General features: G+C 66.3%; 16 protein-coding genes. 8 read left to right on the top strand and 8 right to left on the bottom strand.

The annotated features are described in order from the left end of the window. Position 1 precedes the first annotated feature (1 nt). The 5 genes from EPD80_RS03425 to EPD80_RS03405 all read right to left on the bottom strand — a co-directional run bounded on the left by EPD80_RS03425 (position 2) and on the right by EPD80_RS03405 (position 3,744). Positions 2–874 carry a Tim44 domain-containing protein gene (locus EPD80_RS03425; RefSeq protein WP_142809463.1) on the bottom strand — a complete coding sequence of 291 codons (873 nt, stop codon included), beginning with the start codon at positions 872–874 and terminating at the stop codon, positions 2–4. A gap of 18 nt (positions 875–892) precedes the next feature. After that, positions 893–1,627, bottom strand: coding sequence for a bifunctional demethylmenaquinone methyltransferase/2-methoxy-6-polyprenyl-1,4-benzoquinol methylase UbiE (gene ubiE, locus EPD80_RS03420; protein WP_142809461.1), 735 nt, complete (start codon positions 1,625–1,627; stop codon positions 893–895). A gap of 243 nt (positions 1,628–1,870) precedes the next feature. Continuing rightward, positions 1,871–2,956, bottom strand: a complete 1,086-nt coding sequence (gene arsB / locus EPD80_RS03415; protein WP_142803925.1) for an ACR3 family arsenite efflux transporter — start codon at positions 2,954–2,956, stop codon at positions 1,871–1,873. A 15-nt stretch (positions 2,957–2,971) separates the two neighbouring features. Continuing rightward, positions 2,972–3,385 (bottom strand): arsenate reductase ArsC, encoded by a 414-nt coding sequence (locus tag EPD80_RS03410; protein WP_142809459.1) that lies wholly within the window; start codon positions 3,383–3,385, stop codon positions 2,972–2,974. Next, positions 3,382–3,744 (bottom strand): ArsR/SmtB family transcription factor, encoded by a 363-nt coding sequence (locus tag EPD80_RS03405; RefSeq protein WP_142809457.1) that lies wholly within the window; start codon positions 3,742–3,744, stop codon positions 3,382–3,384. The genes EPD80_RS03410 and EPD80_RS03405 overlap by 4 nt, the downstream gene beginning before the upstream one ends. Before the next feature lie 122 nt (positions 3,745–3,866). On the opposite strand from EPD80_RS03405, the gene chrA reads away from it, so the two are divergent. From chrA to EPD80_RS03375, 6 genes are all read left to right on the top strand, one after another. Further along, on the top strand, positions 3,867–5,060 hold the full coding sequence (chrA, locus tag EPD80_RS03400; protein WP_142809455.1) for a chromate efflux transporter: 1,194 nt from the start codon (positions 3,867–3,869) through the stop codon (positions 5,058–5,060). Positions 5,061–5,160: 100 nt separating this feature from the next. Next, positions 5,161–5,952 (top strand): GNAT family N-acetyltransferase, encoded by a 792-nt coding sequence (locus EPD80_RS03395; RefSeq protein ID WP_142809453.1) that lies wholly within the window; start codon positions 5,161–5,163, stop codon positions 5,950–5,952. Positions 5,953–6,088: 136 nt separating this feature from the next. Further along, positions 6,089–8,035: a phosphate transport regulator gene (locus EPD80_RS03390; RefSeq protein ID WP_142809451.1), complete on the top strand. Its 1,947-nt coding sequence runs from the start codon at positions 6,089–6,091 to the stop codon at positions 8,033–8,035. Beyond that, complete coding sequence (locus tag EPD80_RS03385) at positions 8,032–9,672, top strand: PEP/pyruvate-binding domain-containing protein (RefSeq protein ID WP_142809450.1); 1,641 nt, start codon at positions 8,032–8,034, stop codon at positions 9,670–9,672. The genes EPD80_RS03390 and EPD80_RS03385 overlap by 4 nt, the downstream gene beginning before the upstream one ends. Further along, positions 9,665–10,837, top strand: coding sequence for a glycosyltransferase family 4 protein (locus EPD80_RS03380; protein WP_185957693.1), 1,173 nt, complete (start codon positions 9,665–9,667; stop codon positions 10,835–10,837). Before EPD80_RS03385 ends, EPD80_RS03380 begins: the two co-directional genes overlap by 8 nt. Positions 10,838–10,847: 10 nt before the next feature. Next, positions 10,848–11,687, top strand: a complete 840-nt coding sequence (locus EPD80_RS03375) for a UDP-2,3-diacylglucosamine diphosphatase (RefSeq protein WP_142809446.1) — start codon at positions 10,848–10,850, stop codon at positions 11,685–11,687. Here EPD80_RS03375 and EPD80_RS03370 read toward each other — a convergent pair. Further along, on the bottom strand, positions 11,631–13,472 hold the full coding sequence (locus EPD80_RS03370; protein WP_142809444.1) for a GGDEF domain-containing protein: 1,842 nt from the start codon (positions 13,470–13,472) through the stop codon (positions 11,631–11,633). The genes EPD80_RS03375 and EPD80_RS03370 overlap by 57 nt on opposite strands. A 318-nt stretch (positions 13,473–13,790) precedes the next feature. On the opposite strand from EPD80_RS03370, the gene EPD80_RS03365 reads away from it, so the two are divergent. Together EPD80_RS03365 and EPD80_RS03360 are read left to right on the top strand one after the other, a co-directional pair. Further along, on the top strand, positions 13,791–15,029 hold the full coding sequence (locus EPD80_RS03365; RefSeq protein ID WP_142809442.1) for an EAL domain-containing protein: 1,239 nt from the start codon (positions 13,791–13,793) through the stop codon (positions 15,027–15,029). Positions 15,030–15,112: 83 nt separating this feature from the next. Then, positions 15,113–17,242 (top strand): methyl-accepting chemotaxis protein, encoded by a 2,130-nt coding sequence (locus tag EPD80_RS03360; RefSeq protein WP_142809440.1) that lies wholly within the window; start codon positions 15,113–15,115, stop codon positions 17,240–17,242. A gap of 158 nt (positions 17,243–17,400) precedes the next feature. On the opposite strand, the gene EPD80_RS03355 is transcribed toward EPD80_RS03360, so the two are convergent. After that, on the bottom strand, positions 17,401–17,721 hold the full coding sequence (locus EPD80_RS03355; RefSeq protein WP_142809438.1) for a hypothetical protein: 321 nt from the start codon (positions 17,719–17,721) through the stop codon (positions 17,401–17,403). Between the two features lie 87 nt (positions 17,722–17,808). Continuing rightward, positions 17,809–18,573, bottom strand: a complete 765-nt coding sequence (locus tag EPD80_RS03350) for a TorF family putative porin (RefSeq protein ID WP_142809436.1) — start codon at positions 18,571–18,573, stop codon at positions 17,809–17,811. Positions 18,574–18,722 lie beyond the last annotated feature (149 nt).

Below are 18,722 nucleotides of genomic sequence, written 5' to 3'. Positions count from 1 at the left end.
TTCAGGCAACCGGTTGGATGCCAGCCAGGCGCCAGCCGCCGCCGTGGAGCGGTTTGACCAGATGCCAGTATTCGCTGAAGGGTTGCGGCGGGGCGTCGCGCGACTCGCGCAGGCTGCCGGAGAATTCGACCGTGGCGACGTAGTGGTCCCCTTCGAGGGAGAGATCGACGAGGCGCGCTTCCAGCATCACGATATCGGTCTTCTCGCCGGGAGTCTGCCCACCCTGGCGGCGCAGGTCGGCGAGCAGCTCCGGCGTGACGAGGGAGGCAATGGCTTCCCAGTCGCCGCGGTCGTGCGCTGCCTGCAGTTCGACGAAACGCCGCTTGGCTTCGGCGAGGAAGGCGGCTTCGTCGAGCTGGGCGCGCAGGTCGTCAGCGACCGGAGTGCCGTTGGCCGGCGCTGCAGGGGGCGCGCTCGTGGCGGGCCCGGTCATCGTGCGCTCGGTCGCTCCGGCGTAGGCCGGTTCGGGCGCGCGCCGTGCTCCGGCGAAGCGGCGAAAGAGGGCGAAGAGCACGACGGCGAAGAGCACGAGGAGGAGCAGAGAACCGAATTCTTCGCTCAAGCCCAGGTGGTGGAAGAGCGCTGCCAGCCCTAGGCCGGCAGCGAGTCCAGCGAGGGGACCGAGCCAGGAGCGTTTGGGCGCGGGCTGCGGCGTGGTGCTGGGTTGCTGCGCCGGTGTCTGGCGCTGGGCGGGGGCCTGGGTGGGAGAGGTCGGACTTGCCGGTTTCGGCGCCGGGGAGAGGGGGGCAGAGGGGGTGATGTTGCGCTGCAGGCCGCCACCGCTGCCGCCGCCGAGGCGTTTGGCTTCGGCTGCGTCGAAGAAAGTAAAGGAGGCGAAGAGCGCGAGCAGCAGGGTGAGGAAGGGGCGTTTCATGGGACCTCCGTTAAGGGCTTACAGCTTGCGGCCGAGGTGCAGGGCGACCACGCCGGCGGTGAGATTGTAGTAATCGACACGGTGAAAGCCGATGCGTTCCATCATCGCCTTGAGCGTTTCCTGGTCGGGATGCACGCGGATCGATTCGGCGAGGTAGCGGTAGCTCTCGGCGTCGTGGGCGATTTTGTCGCCGAGCCAGGGGAGCACCTTGAAGGAATAGAGGTCGTAGGCCGGCGACAGCGGCGCCCAGACGCGGGAGAATTCGAGCACGAGGAGCCGGCCGCCGGGTTTGAGCACGCGGTGCATCTCGGCGAGCGCCGCTTCTTTGTGCGTCATGTTGCGCAGGCCGAAAGCGACGCTGACGCAATCGAAACGGTTGGAAGGGAAGGGGAGCGCTTCGGCGTCGCACTGCGCTGTCGGCACCAGCAGCCCCTCGTCCAGGAGCCGGTCGCGCCCGCGGGCGAGCATGGCGCCGTTGATGTCGGTGAGCCAGACTTCGCCACTGGGGCCCACGCGACGGGCGAACGCGAGCGTCAGGTCGCCGGTGCCGCCGGCGATGTCGAGCACCTTGTTGCCGCGGTGCACGCCGGAGACAGCCACGGTGAATTTCTTCCACAGGCGGTGCAGGCCGAGCGACATGAGGTCGTTCATCAGGTCGTACTTGCCGGCGACCGAGGAAAATACCCGGCCGACGAGGCGTTTTTTTTCGGTTTCAGGCACTTGGCGAAACCCGAAGTCGGTGACCTCGTTCATGGGGTACGCGGTCCTTTGCAGCATGATGGCACAGGATCAATGATAACGCATTCGGTTTCCAAGGAGCCGGTGATTCGACTCGGAAGCGGTGCATCGGCTTGCGGCGTGGGAAACCGCTGCCGCGGGTCGCCCGAATACCCGGCTGAGCGCATGGCATCGGTGCGCGGCTGCCTGCTGCTCTTCGTGACCAGGCGCGTCGGTCGCGTTCCGCCCGCTTCGCTGTTGCCCCGTACTGGACGATTGCTACACGGGTGCCGAGCGTGTGCCGCGTTCGTACCAGCCGCGGGTGCGACGCACGAATTTCACGACCAGCAGCATGGCCGGCACTTCGATCAGCACGCCGACCACCGTGGCGAGCGTCGCCCCGGAGGAGAGGCCGAAGAGGCTGATCGCCGTGGCCACCGCCAGTTCGAAGAAGTTGGAGGCGCCGATTAGGGCCGACGGGCAGGCGACGGCGTAGTCCTCGCCCAGGGCGCGGTTGAGGCCGTAGGCGAGCGCGGCGTTGAAGGCGACCTGCACCACGATGGGCACGGCCAGCAGTGCGATCACCAGGGGCTGGGCAAGGATGGCTTGCCCCTGGAAAGCGAAGATCAGCACCAGGGTGGCAAGGAGCGCCGCGGTCGACCATGGTGCGATGCGGCGCATCGCCGCGGCAAAGGCCGCCTCGCCGCGTTTCATGAGCCGTGTGCGCCAGATCTGGGCGAGGATTACGGGAAGGACGAGGTAGAGGAGCACCGAGGCGACGAGCGTCTGCCAGGGCACCGTGATCGCCGACAGGCCGAGCAAGAATCCGACGAGCGGCGCGAAGGCGAAGATCATGATGAAATCATTGATCGCGACTTGGGTGAGGGTAAAGAGCGGGTCGCCGTCGGCGAGTCGGCTCCAGACGAAGACCATCGCGGTGCATGGGGCGGCAGCGAGCAGGATGAGTCCGGCGAGATAGGCGTCGATCTCGCCGGCCGGCAGCCATGGCGCGAACAGTTGGCGCAGGAAAATCCAGCCGAACAGGGCCATCGAAAAGGGTTTGACCAGCCAATTGACGAAGAGCGTCACGCCGATGCCGCGCGTGTGGCGTCGGATGTCGTGCAGAGCGCTGAAATCGACTTTCACCAGCATGGGGATGATCATGATCCAGATGAGGAGGCCCACCGACAGGTTGATTTCGGCGACCGACCAGCGCGAGAGCGTGGCGAACGCGCCTGGCAGCGCTTGGCCGAGCCCGACGCCGGCGCCGATGCACAGCAGCACCCAGAGGGTGAGGTAGCGTTCGAAGAACCCCAAGGGGGAGTCGTGGCCGGAGGCGGAAGACGTGGCGTGCGTTGTGCTCATGAACGAGTTCCTCGTTTACAGCCCAAGAGCCTGGCGAACGGCAGGCACCAGCCGGGTGCGGATTTCGTCGCGTACTTCGAGGAAACGTGCGAGCGGCTGCCCCATCGGGTCGGGGAAGGAAACGTGCAGCCGTGGCACCGGGCGGGGGAAGACGGGGCAGGATTCCTTGGCGTCGTCGCAGACGGTGACGACGAGATCGACCGGTTCGTCGAGCACGGCGTCGAGGGATTTGGGCACGAGCCCATCGGCCGGCAGGCCGGCGAGGCGCAGCGCGGCGAACACTTCGGCCGGCACTTCGCCCGCCGGTTGCGTGCCTGCCGAGATCGCCCGCACTGCGGGGGCGAGTTCGTGTTCGAGAAGGGCCTGCGCCAGCTGCGAGCGGCAGGCGTTGTGCGTGCACAGCACGAGCACGGTCTTCGTCATCGTCATGCTCCTTGGGGTGCAGGGCTGGTCGTTTGGGGAAGTTCTTCGTTTGGTCTGGTTGCCGCCCCAGAGAGGCAAGCAACTCCGCCGCAGCAGTTCTGCGTGAGGAAGGCAAGGAGTTCGTCCATCGTCTCGTAAGCAGCGGCGTAGCGCAGGTACCGCCCCTCTTTGTGCCGGCGGATGAGACCGACGCGGTTCAGATGCGCGAGGTGGAAGGACAGTGTGGTGGGAGGCAGGCCGAGCGCTTCGCTCAGTTCGTTCGGATAGCGACCCTGCGGCCCAGCTTCGACGAGCAGGCGGAAGATGGCGAGCCGCGTTTCGTGCCCCAGCGCGGCGAGGAGTTCGGCAGCAAGTAACATTTCCATATTTCCATTATTGTTGAAGTATTGAATGATGTCAAGCATGCGATACCCGAAAAACCGTTCACCGACTATCCTGAGTCGACCAGGCGGTCGATGTGCCCGGCGCAGATGTGGAGGGAGGGGCAATGAACGGGGAACGAAAAAGGGCAGGGGCGTGGGACGTCTTGTTCGTCTTTCTGCGCCTGGGGCTGACGTCGTTCGGCGGGCCGATCGCGCATCTGGGCTATTTTCGCGAGGAGTTCGTGGTGCGCCGTGGCTGGCTCGACGAGCGGGAATATGCCGATCTGGTGGCGCTGTGCCAGTTCCTGCCGGGACCGGCGAGCAGTCAGGTGGGAATGGCATTAGGCTATCTGCGGGCCGGCTACGGCGGGGCGCTCGCCGCCTGGCTCGGGTTCACCTTGCCCTCGGCCGTGGCGATGATCCTGTTCGCGCTGGGGGTGACACGCCATGCCGAGGCGATTCCCGCGGGGATGTTGCATGGCCTGAAAGTGGCGGCGGTGGCGGTGGTGGCGCAGGCGGTGTGGGGCATGGCACGCACGCTGTGCCCCGATGTGCGTCGTGTGACGCTGATGACGGTGGCGGCCTGTTGCGTCGCACTCGCGCCGTTTTCCTGGGTGCAGGTAGCGGTGATCGGGGTGGCGGGCGTGATCGGCTTGGTGCTGCTGCCGGGGCGGGACTCGTCGGTGCCGGCGTCGTTGCCGATCGCCATGCGGCGGCGGACCGGCCTTTTTTGGTTGATGCTCTTCGCCGTGCTGCTCATGGCCTTGCCGCTGTTGGCCCGCTTGGCCGCGAATCCCGCGCTCACGCTCGTCGATGCGTTCTACCGTGCCGGCTCGCTCGTCTTCGGCGGGGGGCACGTAGTGCTGCCGCTGCTGCAGGCGGAGACGGTGCCGCGCGGTTGGGTAGACGCGCAGACTTTCCTTGCCGGCTATGGGGCGGCGCAGGCGGTACCGGGGCCGCTCTTTACGTTCGCTGCTTTTCTCGGCGCCGTGCGTCAGGTGCCGCCGGCGGGCTGGGAGGGTGGTCTGCTCGCGCTCGGGGCGATCTTTCTTCCCTCCTTCTTGCTGATTTTCGGTGCTTTGCCGTTCTGGGCGCGGTGGCGTCATCTCGGATGGGCGCAGGCGGCACTCGCGGGCATCAATGCCGCCGTGGTTGGCATTTTGCTCGCCGCGCTCTATCAGCCGGTGTGGACGAGCGCGATCCTGCGGCCGCAGGATTTTTGTCTGGGGCTCGTCGCGTTCGTGGCTTTGCTGTTCTGGCGGGTGCCGCCGTGGGCGGTGGTCGGTATGTGCGGCCTCCTGGGAGGATTGTTGGGATGACGGCGGTGGGTGAGCGGCTTGTCGTTGACATCACCCTGTAATCAGATGCGCTTACCCTGCCATCGTCGTCCCGTTCGGGACCCGTGTCGCAGGAGCCGTCATGACCCTTGCCATTTCCGTACAACATCAGCGCGCCGCTTTGCCGGCGCTGGGGCGCTATGAACTGACACTCGCCTCGAGCGAGCTCGACGTGTATGAGGCGCAGCGCTTGCGCTATCGCGTTTTCCACGACGAGCTGGGTGCGCGGCTCAAGAGTCGCATTCCCGGGCTCGATTGCGACTTCTTCGATTCGTATTGCGAACACCTCATCGTGCGCGACCGACTGGAGCAGCGCGTGGTCGGCTGCTACCGCGTGCTCACACCGGAAGGGGCTGAACGCGTGGGGGGGTTGTATTCGGAGCAGGAGTACGACTTGGTACGGCTCGACCCCTTGCGCGAGCGCATGGTGGAGGTGGGACGGGCCTGCATCGCGCCGGGGCATCGTCACGGTGGGGTGATCGCGCTGCTCTTCGCGGGGCTGGCGAGTTATCTGGACGTGCGCGGGTACCGCTATCTCTTCGGCCTGGCCTCGGTGCCGTTGCATGGCGGGATCGATGCGGTTCATGCCCTGTTCGCGGCGCAGTGGGCGGCGCACGCCGCACCGATCGAATACCGCGTCACGCCGCGCCAGCCGCTGCCGGAAGTCGGGGGAGCGTCGAGCGTCGAGCCGGCGCCTTGCCCGCCGCTCCTCAAGGCTTATCTCAACGCAGGGGCGTGGTTGTGTGGAGCGCCGGCGTTGGATGCGGATTTCCAGTGCGCGGACGTGCCGGTGTTGCTCTCGGCCGAGCGCATTTCGCGGCGCTATGCGCGGCATTTCCGGGCAGAGGTGGGGAGGATGGGTTCCGGGGGATGAGGGGCATTCTGTGGTGGTTCATCCCTGTGGGCGCTGCGCTTGGCCGTGGGGGGGTTCGTTTGTCTTCTTGAATGTCATCGTCGCGCAATCTTTCCGCGTCAGACTCGGAACATCTTAGTGGGAGCAGGGGACGAGGATGCGCAAGGAAGAGGCGGTGGCCGCGCTGGGGCAGCGCTCTTTGCTCTTGCCCGGTTGGGTCCGGGCGGCGCTGGCGGCGAACGACCGGCTCAAGCTCTATCTGAGTTTGCTGCAGGAGGCGGCGCGGCACGCCGCCGAGCCGCAGGCGGTGGGGACGGACTGGTCGGCCGAGTTCGTCCGGGCGGGGGTGAGGGAAACGGGATGGCTGCAGGAACTGGTGCGCAGCGCCTATTTCGACGATGGGGTGTTGATGCTGCGCCACCTCGATCGTTGGCGTGAGTCGGTGGCGACCGACCTGCAGACGATGGCGCGCCCCGTGTGCGAGGCCGATCACCCGGCGCCGGCCGATCTGGTAGCGCGGCGTGATGCCTGGCTCGAGTTCCTGCGCGGGCTCGATCCGCAGGAGGGGCTGGAGCCCGAGCAGCTCACCGCGTTGACGCACGGCGAGCGTGAGCGCGGCGACAGCCTGCATCTTCTGGTGATGGACTTGCACAAGGCGCTCAATGCGCTGGCCCGGGAGATCGCCACCGAGGAGCTCGACGGGGCTCACGTTTGGGGGCTCGCGCCCGAGGATCGGTCGCTCGTGCGCGCCTTCATGCGCGGACTGCGTCGCACCGCGCCGCTCAAATTCTCTCATCCGGGGTTGGACACGGCAGCGACCCGCGACGGGCCCCGCCTGCTCATCCAGAACGACATCGGCACGAACGACGTTCACGTGCTGGTGGTGACGGTGGAGGAGTGGGAGATCCGCTTGACTTATTCGGATCTGCATCGGGGGCGTTTCCGGTTCTTCCAGCGTTTGCTGGAGGAAATCGGTTTCACCTGGACGGTGCAGACGTCTGCCGCCGGTTCCGGCTTGAACGAAGGGCGGCCTTACGTGGTGGGGGAGGCGGTATTTCGCGGACAGGATCGCGCCGCGCTCGAGGCGGCGCTGGAAGCGTTGGGCGCGAAGATCGTATTTGTGATCGACTGGAACCGGGCACGCAAGCGGCTACAGCAGTTCGTCGGCAAGGAAGAGGCGCGGGGCTTGCTCTACCGCGCGGCCAAGGAGGAATGCGGACACATGGGCTGGCTGCTGGCCGGCGGCGAGCGCCTGGTGTTTTCGGCCATGCAGTCGGTCGATGGCGAAGCCTTTCGCATCGGTGAGCGGCTCGACGAGGTGCTGGGGCCGCAGGCGGCGAGCGAGTATCTCTTCGCCCTGATGCGCGTGTCGACCCGGATACTGCTCGAACGTCAGCCGCCCGATCTGGTCGCCGACGAGGCGCGCATCCTGCTCGCCCGTCTGCTGCGGCAGCGTACTTTCGAACTGGATCTGCTCGCCGAGCATGCGGCGTACACCCACGCCATTGCTCGCGAGGTCTGCGCCGCCCTGGAGGAGGCCGACCCCGCGACGCTCGAAGCGCAGGGGCAGCGCGGCAAGCAGTGGGAGCGTGAGGCCGATCACCTCCTGATGCAGGCGCGCGAGCGGGCGGAGCAGCACGCGCGCTGGCAGCCGCTGGTGCGCTTGATGGAGCATGCCGACGATGTGGCCGATGCGCTCGAGGAGGCGCTCTTTCTGCATACCCTGCTCTTCGTGGAGCCCTTGGCCGGACTTTCGCCGGGCGCGAGGGAGCCTTTGATCCGGCTGGCGGACACGACGCTGGCGGCGATCCAGGATTTGGTGCGTGCGGTCGAGATTGCCCGCTCGATGAGTGTGCAGGGCGAGGCCGAGGATGGGGACGCGTTCCTGCAGACGCTGTGGCGCATCCTGCGTGCCGAGCGGCTGTGCGACCAGCTCGCGCGCGAGGCGTATCGCGCCATCGTCGCGACCATGGCCGGGACGCCCACGGGAGCGCAGATCGCCGGGCAGATGGCGTCCGCGGTGGAGAAAGCATCCGACGGACTGCTCGCCGTGGGGTATGCCTTGCGCCAGAGGGTGATGGCGCGCACGGGGGTGACGTCATGAGCGTGCGTCATTGGCCCGAGGCGTGTTACCTGATCGCCGGTCGCGACGATCTGGAGTCGTTGCCGCGCAAGGCGCATCCTCCGCAGAGCGAGGGCGCGTTGCAGCTCGGCAACAAGGCGTGGAACCTGTGGCGGATGGCGCAAGCCGGCTTGCGCGTGCCGCCGGCGTTGGTGCTGGGCACCCGCTACGCGCACCGGCCAGCGTCCGATTGGGACGAGGCGCTCTTCTCCGCGGGGCTGCCGGAGTTGGAGCGGATCACTGGCCGGCGCCTGGGGGATGCGCGTCGTCCCTTGCTCGTGTCGGTGCGCTCGGGAGCGCCGGTGTCGATGCCGGGGATGATGGAGACGGTGCTCGACGTGGGGTTGTGCAACGAGACGGTGCCGGGGATGTTGCGCCTGACCGGCAATCCGCGACTGGTGTGGGATTCGTACCGGCGGTTGGTGGCGGGCTATGGCGAGGTGGTGGCCGGCATCGATCCGGGGGTGTTCGAGGCGGCGCTTGCCGAGCTCGCCCAGGGGCAGGAGGAGCAGACGCTCGCGTTCGATGCTTTGCGCGCCCTCACGCGCCGTTATCTGGAATGCTACCGCGAGCAGGCGGGCGAACCTTTTCCGCAATCGGTGCGGGTGCAACTGCGCGAGTCGGTGCGGGCGGTGTTCGCTTCGTGGAACGCGCCCAAGGCCGTGGATTACCGGCGGCATCAGGGGATCGACGATGCGCTGGGCACGGCGGTGACGATCCAGCAGATGGTTTTTGGCAACGCGGATCGGCGCTCTGGGGCCGGGGTGGGATTCACGCGCGATCCCACCGACGGCACGCCGCGGCCGTGGGTGGATTTCCTCTTCGAGGCGCAGGGCGAGGACGTGGTCTCGGGGCGGCGCAGCGCTGTCGGGCATGAGCGACTGGCGGCTCGTCTGCCCCAGGTGTGGGCGGAACTGGGCGAGGGCGCAGCGCGCTTGGAGCGGCTGTTCGCCGACATGCAGGATTTCGAGTTTACGGTGGAGGAGGGCACGCTCTTCTGGCTGCAGGCGCGCGCGGGCAAGCGCACGCCGCGGGCGGCCGCGCGCATCGCCCTCGATTTGCTCGCGGAGGGGGTGATCGACGCGCGGACCGCCTGGGAGCGCACGCGCGACCTTGCCTTGGAGGAGCTGGCGACGGTGTGCCTGGCTACTGCCGAGGGCGAGGCGCCGCAGCGGCTCGGGAGCGGGATTCCGGCTTCGCCCGGCATCGCCGGCGGCGAGCTCGCGCTCGATGCCGAACGGGTGGCGCAACGGGCGGCGCAGGGAGCCAAGGTCATTCTGGTACGTCAGGATGCCGAGACGGCCGACGTCGCTGCGCTGCGTCAGGCCGAGGGGTTGCTCACGCGGCGCGGGGCGCGCACCTCGCACGCGGCGGTGGTCGCACGCCAGATGGGCAAGGTGTGCGTGGTCGGCTGCGAGACCTTGACGATCCTGCCCGAGCAGCGCGCCGTGCGCTTCGGCGAGCGCGTCGTGGCCGAGGGGGAGACGATCACGCTCGATGGCAACGAGGGCGGCGTCTATGCCGGTCTGGTGCGCACGCAGACCGTGCCCGATGCGGCGCTGCAAGCGCAGATCATGGCGCTGCGGGCACGCTTTGCCGCGGAGTGCGCCGATGCCTGAGCGCCGGTTGCGTCTGACCGTGGTCACCGAGACCCATCCGCCCGAGATCAACGGGGTGGCACGGACCGTGGGGCGGATGTTGCAGGAGGCGCTCGCCGCCGGGCACGAGCTCGAAGTGGTGCGACCGCATCAGGGCGAGGAAGAGCATGAAGTGCCGGCGGGCGTGGAGACGGTATGGGTGCGCGCGATCGCCCTGCCGCGCTATCCGGGCTTGCACATGGGTTGGCCGGCCCACGGGCGGCTCGTGCGCCGCTGGCGGGAACGTCGGCCGGATCTGGTCCATCTGGTCACCGAAGGGCCGCTGGGTCTGGCAGCGCTGTTGGCGGCGCGCCGTCTGGGCATTCCGCTCACTTCGGCCTTGCACACCAATTTCGACGCCTATGGAGCGCATTACGGCCTGGGTTGGATGCGCGGCGCGATCGCGGCGTATCTGCGCGCCTTCCACAACGCCACGGCGCTCACGTTCGTGCCGACGCGGCGCCAGAGCGAATCCTTGCGGGCCCAAGGCTACCGTCGCGTCGAGGTGCTCGCACGGGGCGTCGATACGGCGCTCTTCACGCCTGCCCGGCGCGATCCGTCGCTGCGGGCGCAGTGGGGCGTCGGGGAAGAAGGAGTGGCGGTGCTCTACGTCGGACGTCTCGCACCGGAGAAGAATCTCGGTCTGCTCGCGCGGGCGTTTCGTGCCCTTGCCGGGCAGCAGCCTCGGGCGAAACTCGTCGTGGTCGGCGATGGGCCGCTCGCCGCCCGCTGGCGGCGCGAGCATCCGGAATTCGTCTTCTGCGGCCCGCGCCAGGGCGAGGATCTGGCGGCGCACTACGCTTCGGCCGATTGCTTTCTTTTTCCCAGCCTCACCGAGACGTTCGGCAACGTCGTGCTCGAGGCGATGGCGAGCGGTCTGCCCGTGGTGGGCTACGACGAGGCGGCCGTGGCCGAATGCATTGAAGATGGAGTCAATGGCCTTTCCTGCCCACCGGGCGACGAAGAGGCGTTCATCGCGCAGGCGTGCCAGCTGGCGACGGATGCGTCGCTGCGACTGCGCTTGGGGATTGCGGCGCGGGCTTCGGCATCCGAACGTTCCTGGTCGGACATTTTCCGCCGAGCGGAAACCGCGATTCACGACGTTTTGCGCGCGGCGGAGGAGCCGATCCTCTGCCGGGCCCCCTAGGAGGTTGGCGATGCCAGCGGTTCGTTCCGTTTTTCTCTCGGACATCCATCTCGGGACGCGCGCCTGCAAGGCCGAACTCCTGATCGATTTCCTACGCGAATATCCGGCGCAGTACCTCTATCTCGTCGGCGACATCGTCGATTTCTGGGCGATGCGCCGCGGCATCCACTGGAGCGCGGCGCAGAACACCGTGGTGCAGAAGATTCTGCGGCGGGCGCGGCATGGCGAACGGGTGATTTTCATTCCGGGCAACCACGACGAGGCCCTGCGCGATTACGTCGGCGCTTCCTTCGGCGACATCACGCTGCACGCCGAGTATGTGCACGAGACGGCCGACGGCCGGCGGTTCCTGCTCATCCACGGCGACGAGTTCGACGAGGTGACGCGTCACCACCGCTGGGTGGCCCTGCTCGGGGACGCCGCCTACGGCGCACTCGTGCGCGCCAACGTCGTCTGGGCCTGGGCTCGCCGACAGATGGGACGACCGGGCTATTGGTCGCTCGCCGGCCACGTCAAGCGCAAGGTGAAGAAAGCCCTGGAGTTCAAGTACGGCTTCGAAGACGCGGTGATGCGCAGCGTGCGCGAGCGGGGTCTGGACGGCGTGATCTGCGGCCACATCCACTGGGCGGCGATCAAGGAGGTAGAAGGGTTGCTCTATGTCAATTGCGGCGACTGGGTGGATTCCTGCACGGCCATCGTCGAACACATCGACGGTCGGCTGGAGCTGGTGGATTGGCACCGGGAGATCGCTCCGCCGCAACCGCCCCAGGCACCGCGCCGAGCGCTCGAGCCACTACCGCCCGAGGTCGAACTCGCCGACGTGCTCCATCGTGCCGACGGCATCCTGTAGGGCACCGCGAGCGCCCTGCTGCGTGGAGGCATGGCGGCGCTCGATGAAGAGTGAGCTGCCGGGTGTCTTCTTCGCCATCTTCTTCGCCACCGAGGCGGCCTCGGCCACGGCGTGGTAACTCTCGTAGCGCTGCGGCTCGTCGATGACGACAGCACCGACCGACAAGGCGCACAGCGGAAAGAATACCGTGCGCCCTTGTCGATCTTCGGCCTCGATGCCGCTGCGGGCGCGGTCTTCGGGACGGTAGAACTCGGGGATGCGGGCGTCGAACGCGCGCAGTAGCGCTTCGGTGCGCTCCTGCCAGTCGGGGCTGCCCCAGAGTGCGATGAAGTCGTCCCCGCCGATGTGACCGACGAAATCCCTGGCCGGATCGGTGTACTGACGCAACAGCTCGCCTACCAGGCGCAGGATGTCGTCGCCCCGGCGAAAGCCATAGACGTCGTTGTACGGCTTGAAGTGGTCGAGATCGAAATAGGCAGCCACGAACGGCTCGCCGCGTTTGAGTCGGGTGTCGATTTCCCGCTGGATCGGCACGTTGCCCGGCAGGTTGGTGAGCGGATTGGCATGGCGGGCGGCTTCGAGCTGCAAGCGAGTGATCTCGCGCAGCAGCGCGTGGCCGTTGCCCAGACCGAGGTAGCGGCCGGCGTCGGTGATGATGAACCCTTGAACCAAGTGCTTGGCATCAAGCTGGGTGATGAGATCCGACAGTTGCTGCAGGCTCATGCGCCGGTCGATCACCAGGGCGTTGCGATCGAGGTACATGGTGCAGGGGCGGTGCCCGTAGAGCTCGCGCCGGTAGGGGCGGGCATAGGCGTCCATGAAGTGGTTGCGCGCGATGAGGCCCAATGGCACGCCATCAGCGACGACGGGTATAGCATAGAGCTCCGGGTCGTGCTCGAAACGGGAGAAAACCTGCTCGTTCGTCGTCTCGGGCGCGACGGGGGCGACGTAGTGCACGAGCGAGGCCACGCTCGCTTCCGCGCTCGACGACATGGCTGGCTCGGGCTCGGGTTCAGCGCGGAAATGTGCCGGCTCGGGCCGATACTCGGGCCGGGGCTCGGGGCGTCCGAAGAGATAGCCTTGCCCGAGAGGAATGCCGCATTCGCGCACCACCGCGAGTTCGGCCGGGGTCTCGATTCCTTCGGCGATCACCCGGGTGCGACTGTTGCGCGCGATGCGTACGATCGATTCCAGGAATTGCCACTTGATCGGGTCGGCGTGCGCCCCTTGCACGAAGTGTTTGTCGATCTTGACGAAATCCGGTTCGAGCTCCGACCACAGCCGCAGCGAGGAAAACCCTTCACCCAGGTCGTCGATGGCGATGGCAAAGCCGAGGCTGCGATAGTGCTCGACGGCGCGGCGCAATTGCGCGTAGTCCAGACCCGGCGTCGCCTCCGTGAGTTCGATCACCACCTCGCGCGGCGACAGCCCCGCGCGCTCGATCCAGGCGAGCGTTCGGCTCTGGTCACCGGGCTGGACCACCATCGCGCCGGGGTCGACGTTGAGCAACAGTTTCCCTTTGCTCTCTTGGGCGGCAAAGGCGGTGATCACCGTCTCGCGGCACAGATATTCGAGCTCGCTCAAGCGACCCAGCCGGCGTGCCGCATCGAAAAGCACCAGGGGAGCGTGCAGAGAGCTGTCGCTGGGACCGCGGATGAGCCCTTCGAAGCCGAAGAGCGCGCCGTCTTCGAGTGCGACGACGGGCTGAAAGCGGGCCGTGAGCAGCCGATTTTGCAACAGACGATCCAGCTCGGGAAAGAGGTCATTGGGATAGGGAGGGGCCATGAGTCGTTCGATTCCACGTGTTCATGCGTCAAGCGCTTTTGCAGACGATCTATCCAACGGAGAAATGTGGTCCATTCTGGCGCCCACATGTCCGCCCATCGGCTCGATCAGTCGCACATCCCGAGTACCGCAGCCACGCTGGACGGTTTGGTTACAGATGCCACGAGAAGGCTTCGTGGAGAGGGCGGATGGATTCACCATTGTATGGATGGCGTGTGACGGCGGTGTGACGCTGGGTCGCATCCCAGATGTGGCATCGGTCTTGCTGCATCCAAGGGCGACCTGCCGCATCCGACGACAAAAAGGAGAAAACCCGACATGAAGGGCGTGCACCCTGGGCCAGAGTGTGCCGAAGAGACGGTACGCTGGTACCGCCACCCCGAGGATACGACCCTCGACTACCGCGATTGGCGGCTCATGAGCCATTTCCAGCCGATCTTCAGCATCGCGCACGGGCGCCTCGTCGGGCTGGAGGCTCTGCTCAGACCCCGGCATGCCGGCGAAGACGTGTCTCCGTTGCACTTCTTGTGCGCAAAGTTGCCCCTGACAGAACTTTCCTGGCGTGACCGGCTTGCCCGCTGCTTGCATTACGAGAACTTCCGGCCGTTGTCGGGCGACGATCTGTGGCTCTTCGTCAATCGGGTGCCGCTGGCGGATATCGCGACAGAAGACGAATTGCCGCCCGGTCTCGATCCGCACCAGGTCGTGATCGAGTTCACCGAGGGCGAGAGCACCGATTCCGGGTTGCTGCGTGAGCTCGTGGCCCGCTACCGGGCGCTCGGCCATTTGGTCGCGCTCGACGACTTCGGTGCCCGTCACTCGAACCTCGACCGGCTCTTCACGCTCGCGCCGGACATCGTCAAGCTCGATCGCAAGCTGATCCTGCTCGCCGACGAGGACGCGCGGGTGCGCCGCAGCCTTCATCGGCTGGTGGCGCTCATCCGTGACACGGGTGCCCTGGTACTTTTCGAGGGTGTGGAAACCGCAGCCCAGGCCCGGCTCGCCGTGGAGGCCGAGGCCGATCTCGTGCAGGGATTTCACTACGCCCGGCCGCAGCCGCGCGCCTTCGCCCTCAAGAGCACTTGGGGTGCGCGGGAGAAACTGCACGGCCCGCTGCGGGCGCATCCCCGGCGCCAACACACCCGCCGACTGCCCGAAGACCTCGACCGAATCTTTCGGCAGACGCTGCGCCGTGTCGCCTTGGGTGAGGCTTTCCCTCGAGCGAGCGCCGAGTTGATCGACCGCCCCGAGGTTTATCGCGCCTATCTGCTCGACGCGCACGGCCGCCAGCTCGGGCACAGCGCCTCGCGCGTGCCGGTGACGCAGCTGCGCTACCTGCCGCTGGCCGACGGTGCCGGCGCCCTATGGAGCGCCCGGCCGTACTTTCGCCGCGCCATCGCCCTGCCCGGACGCCTTCATCTGAGCGACCCCTACCTCTCGGTGCCCGACGGCACCTGGGTATGTACTCTCTCAGCCACGGCCCATGGAGAAACCGGCACCTTCGTCGTGTGCGCCGACCTGGCCGCCGACGCCCTCGATCCGGAGAACGCACCATGATTGCCCAAACTTTGAACTCATCGAACCATTTTGGTGCAAACGCCTTACCGACCTATCCTCGCGGCGAGCTCGCGAGCCGCCGCATGGCGCTCACTCCGGCCGAGCGGCGCTGGCTGCCCTGGTTCGGACGCACCGGCAAGCTCGCCATGGGCTGGGCCTGCTGGCTCAACCGCCACCGCTATCCGGCGATCGAGCGCACCTTCGAGAGCATCGCCGCCACCCGCGTGCGTCTGCTCGAAGACTGGACGCGGACGCAGTGGGCGCACCTCGCCGACTTGGCCCAGATCTACGCTGACCGGTTCGACGAACCGCTCGATCCCGAACCCTTGCGCCAGAAACGGTTGCTCGCTACCGATTGCTCCGAACTCTTCGTCATCGATCCGGCAGGGCGGGTGCTCGCCTCGACCGCTCCGCAGCATGTCGGCAAGCAGGATCTGTCCGAGAAAGCCGTCGCCGCCGGGCTGTGCGGCCCCTTTCTGCACGGACCCTACGCCGATCCCCTCACCGAGGCGCTGGGACCGACCACTTCCCGTTTCCATGACGAAGTCACGCTGATATTTTACCACCCCGTCGTGCGTGAGGGGGTAACGCTCGGCTGCGTCTGCGCCCGTGTGCCCAACGACGTGATCGGGGATCTCATCCAGCGCGAGGCCGGACACGTCTACCGCGATTCGGGCGACAACTACCTCTTCATGGTGGAGTCACGTTTCGACCCGACGATCGCCCCGGGTATGGCCCTGTCGCGTTCGCGCTTCGAAGATGAAACCTTCACCCTCGGTGACAATCTCAAGCGCGGCGTCGCCACCCCCTACGGCACCGTGCGCGTGCAGCGGCATACCGAGCTCGAGCTGCGCTTCGTCGACCCGGCCACGGGGCAACTGCACCCTGGCGTGCGCGAGACGATTCGCTGCGGCGAAAACCTCTTCGTCACCTATCCCGGTTATTCGGACTATCGTCACATCCCGGTGATCGGCAAGGGGGTCACGTTTCAGCTACCCGGTTCGCCCGATCGCTGGGGGATGATGTGCGAGGCCGATCTCGAGGAGGTCTATCGTCACCGCCCACTGGGTTTCCAGCTCACGCGCGATTTTCTGCTGCTCGTGGGTTTTTGCGCGCTGTTATCGGGGGCACTCGCGCTCTATGCTGCACCTGCGGCGCCCACCGGGGTACTGACGATGGCCGCCTTGCTGCTCCTTGGCTACGCACCGCTGCTGCAGCGCCGCGTGCGGGCATTCACCGGACGGCTCGACGCCATGGCCGAGGTGATGCGCTCGCTCGCCGAGGGCGAGGCGAACCTCACCCAGCGCTTCGATCGCCGCCTGCTCGCCGAAGACGAGAGCGGCGAACTCGGGCGCTGGATCGACAGCTTCATCGATTCGCTCGACGGCACCTTGGGGCAGGTGGTACGCACCACCGACGAGGTGCGCCAGACGCATGGCGAGATGATCGACAAGAACACCGCGGCTGCCGGTACGGCCAATGAGCTGCTCGCCGAGGTGCAGCGCCTGCTCGACTCGCTCGGCGCGCAACTTGCCGAGATCGACACGGCCACCCACACCGCCGAGGAAGTGCGCAGCGCGCTCGGCGCGGTGGTGGAGAACGCCCAAACCCAGTTTCAGACGGTACGCACCCAGACCCAGGCGATCCGCGATTCGATCGATACCGCCAGTCGCACCATCCAGGCGCTCAATCAGCGCACCGAAGAGATCGGCGACATCGTGGCGGTGATCAGCGACATCGCTTCCCAGACGAATCTGCTTGCGCTCAACGCGGCGATCGAGGCAGCGCGCGCTGGCGAGCATGGACGCGGTTTCGCCGTGGTGGCCGACGAGGTGCGTAAGCTGGCGCAACGCACGGCCAGCGCCACCAGCGACATCCGTGGCAAGATCGAGGGCATCCAGCACGGAGCGCGCGAGGCGGTCGCGATCATGGAATCGGGCGTGGCCGACGTCGAGAATGGTCTGCGGCTCGCCGAAGAAGCCGTTTCCGAACAGGGCGAGGTACACGAACTCGCCGAACGACTGCTGGGCGTGATCGAGCGCGTGGCCGATCGCAGCCGCGCGAACGGGGCCGTGATGCAGCGCGTGGCGGCGATCGCCGATGGCGTGCGCGCCTCCTTGGCGGCAGTTGCGGCGAGTGTCGACCGGGTCAAACACGCCGCTGGCAAACTGGGCGCGTCGATGCGGCGTTTTCGTGTGACCGGCGTACGGTGAGGCTCGCTCACTCCACACCCGATCGCCCCTCGTCGCTTGCGCTCGCTCTGCAGCCCACGCCCGGAGGCGCTGCGGGTACAAGCTCGGAGGCGTGGCGTGGGCTTGCGACGGCCGGCAGGGGGAGGTGGTGGAGGAGTGGTTCGCGCGACTCGAGTGATTCATCCCCCTCGTGCGCCGAAGCGGTATGAATGGACGAGGAAGGAGTTTTTCGCGCTTGCTTGCTCGGCGAGGGGAGGATCGGGTGGGTTGTCCGCGACGGTTCGTGATGATTTTTGTATGACCAATGCGCGTACTTGGAGAACGAGCGTCATCAGTTCTTCCTCTTCGGCGAGATTTTCGATCTCCGCGAGGGCGTCCAAAAGCTGCTGGGCGTCTGCTTGCAGGCGCGATAGATCGATGCTGTGTCCTAGGTGGCGACGGACGTTGAGTTTGAGCCGTGCCAGCAAGCGAACGAATTCTGGGTCTTTGGCGTCGATCATGTGCCGTCCTGATTCAGCATGGCTTGTCGAAACTCCCTCCCACCGCGCTTCGGTGTGGTACGAACCCCAGCCGGGGGAGGGCGATGGTCAAAAGCCCGTTTGGAACGAAAGGATGACTCTCGCATCGGCTACTTTTTCACCATCCCACGTATAGGCCGACTTGCTGGCATCGGTGTCCGTATATGCCAATGACACGATACCGAAACCGAGATCCTTGCTCACACCGAGCTTCCAATCGGTGTAGGAGGCCTCGTCGTTGTCCTTTATGTCTTGGTACCCAACGTGCGCGAGCACACTCCAGCCGCTCCCTAAATCGTAAGTGCCGGAAAGATCGAGGTAGTAGCTGCCGCGCGTTTTGCCTCCATCATCGGCCGTCCAGCCAAACAAGTGTTTGGAGACCGCATGCGAATACTTGAAGGAGATCGTCCGCCACGATACGCCGGCGTAGACTTCCGTCGTATCCGGGTCGGTTGCCCCCGAAATCTTGTTGCCAGGATAGTAATAGGTGATGATCCCTGCATCGTAACCGAAATCTTCGGTGAAATTGCCACGAAAACCGCCGTAGAGATCGACTTCGAGACTGTTGTCGTCTTTGTAGCCGCCATCTTTCACCCAGGCGACGTTCGAGCCCCACAAGCCGATGTAGATGCCACTGGCGTGAGCGAATTCCAGGCCGCCTTGGACTGCGGGTTCGTTTTGTGTCTGCGACACGCCGCGAAAGACGTAGTCGCTGGTGGCGCCAAGCGAGAAGCTCAGCGAATAGGGGCTTTGGGGCGACTCTTCGGCGTGGGCGGAAGGAATTACGTGGAGTGCGCAAAACATAGCCGTCAGGGGTAGGGCAAAGGATTTCATGGAAGTTCTCCGGTCGAGGATACCGGACAAGGGTAAGCAAAGAGCGTACCAACATTTTTTCTTTGTTTTTCAAGCAGTGGCGTCGGGGCGCCAGTGATCATTCGCCCCATCGTGGCGCAACGGCGCACCACTTTCGTCGTCCTCCCAGG

This window comes from Tepidiphilus olei, from assembly GCF_006980705.1.
GTDB classification, from domain to species: domain Bacteria; phylum Pseudomonadota; class Gammaproteobacteria; order Burkholderiales; family Rhodocyclaceae; genus Tepidiphilus; species Tepidiphilus olei.
Note: the sequence above shows the minus strand (reverse complement) of the source record. Positions and strands in the feature narration are given on the sequence as shown.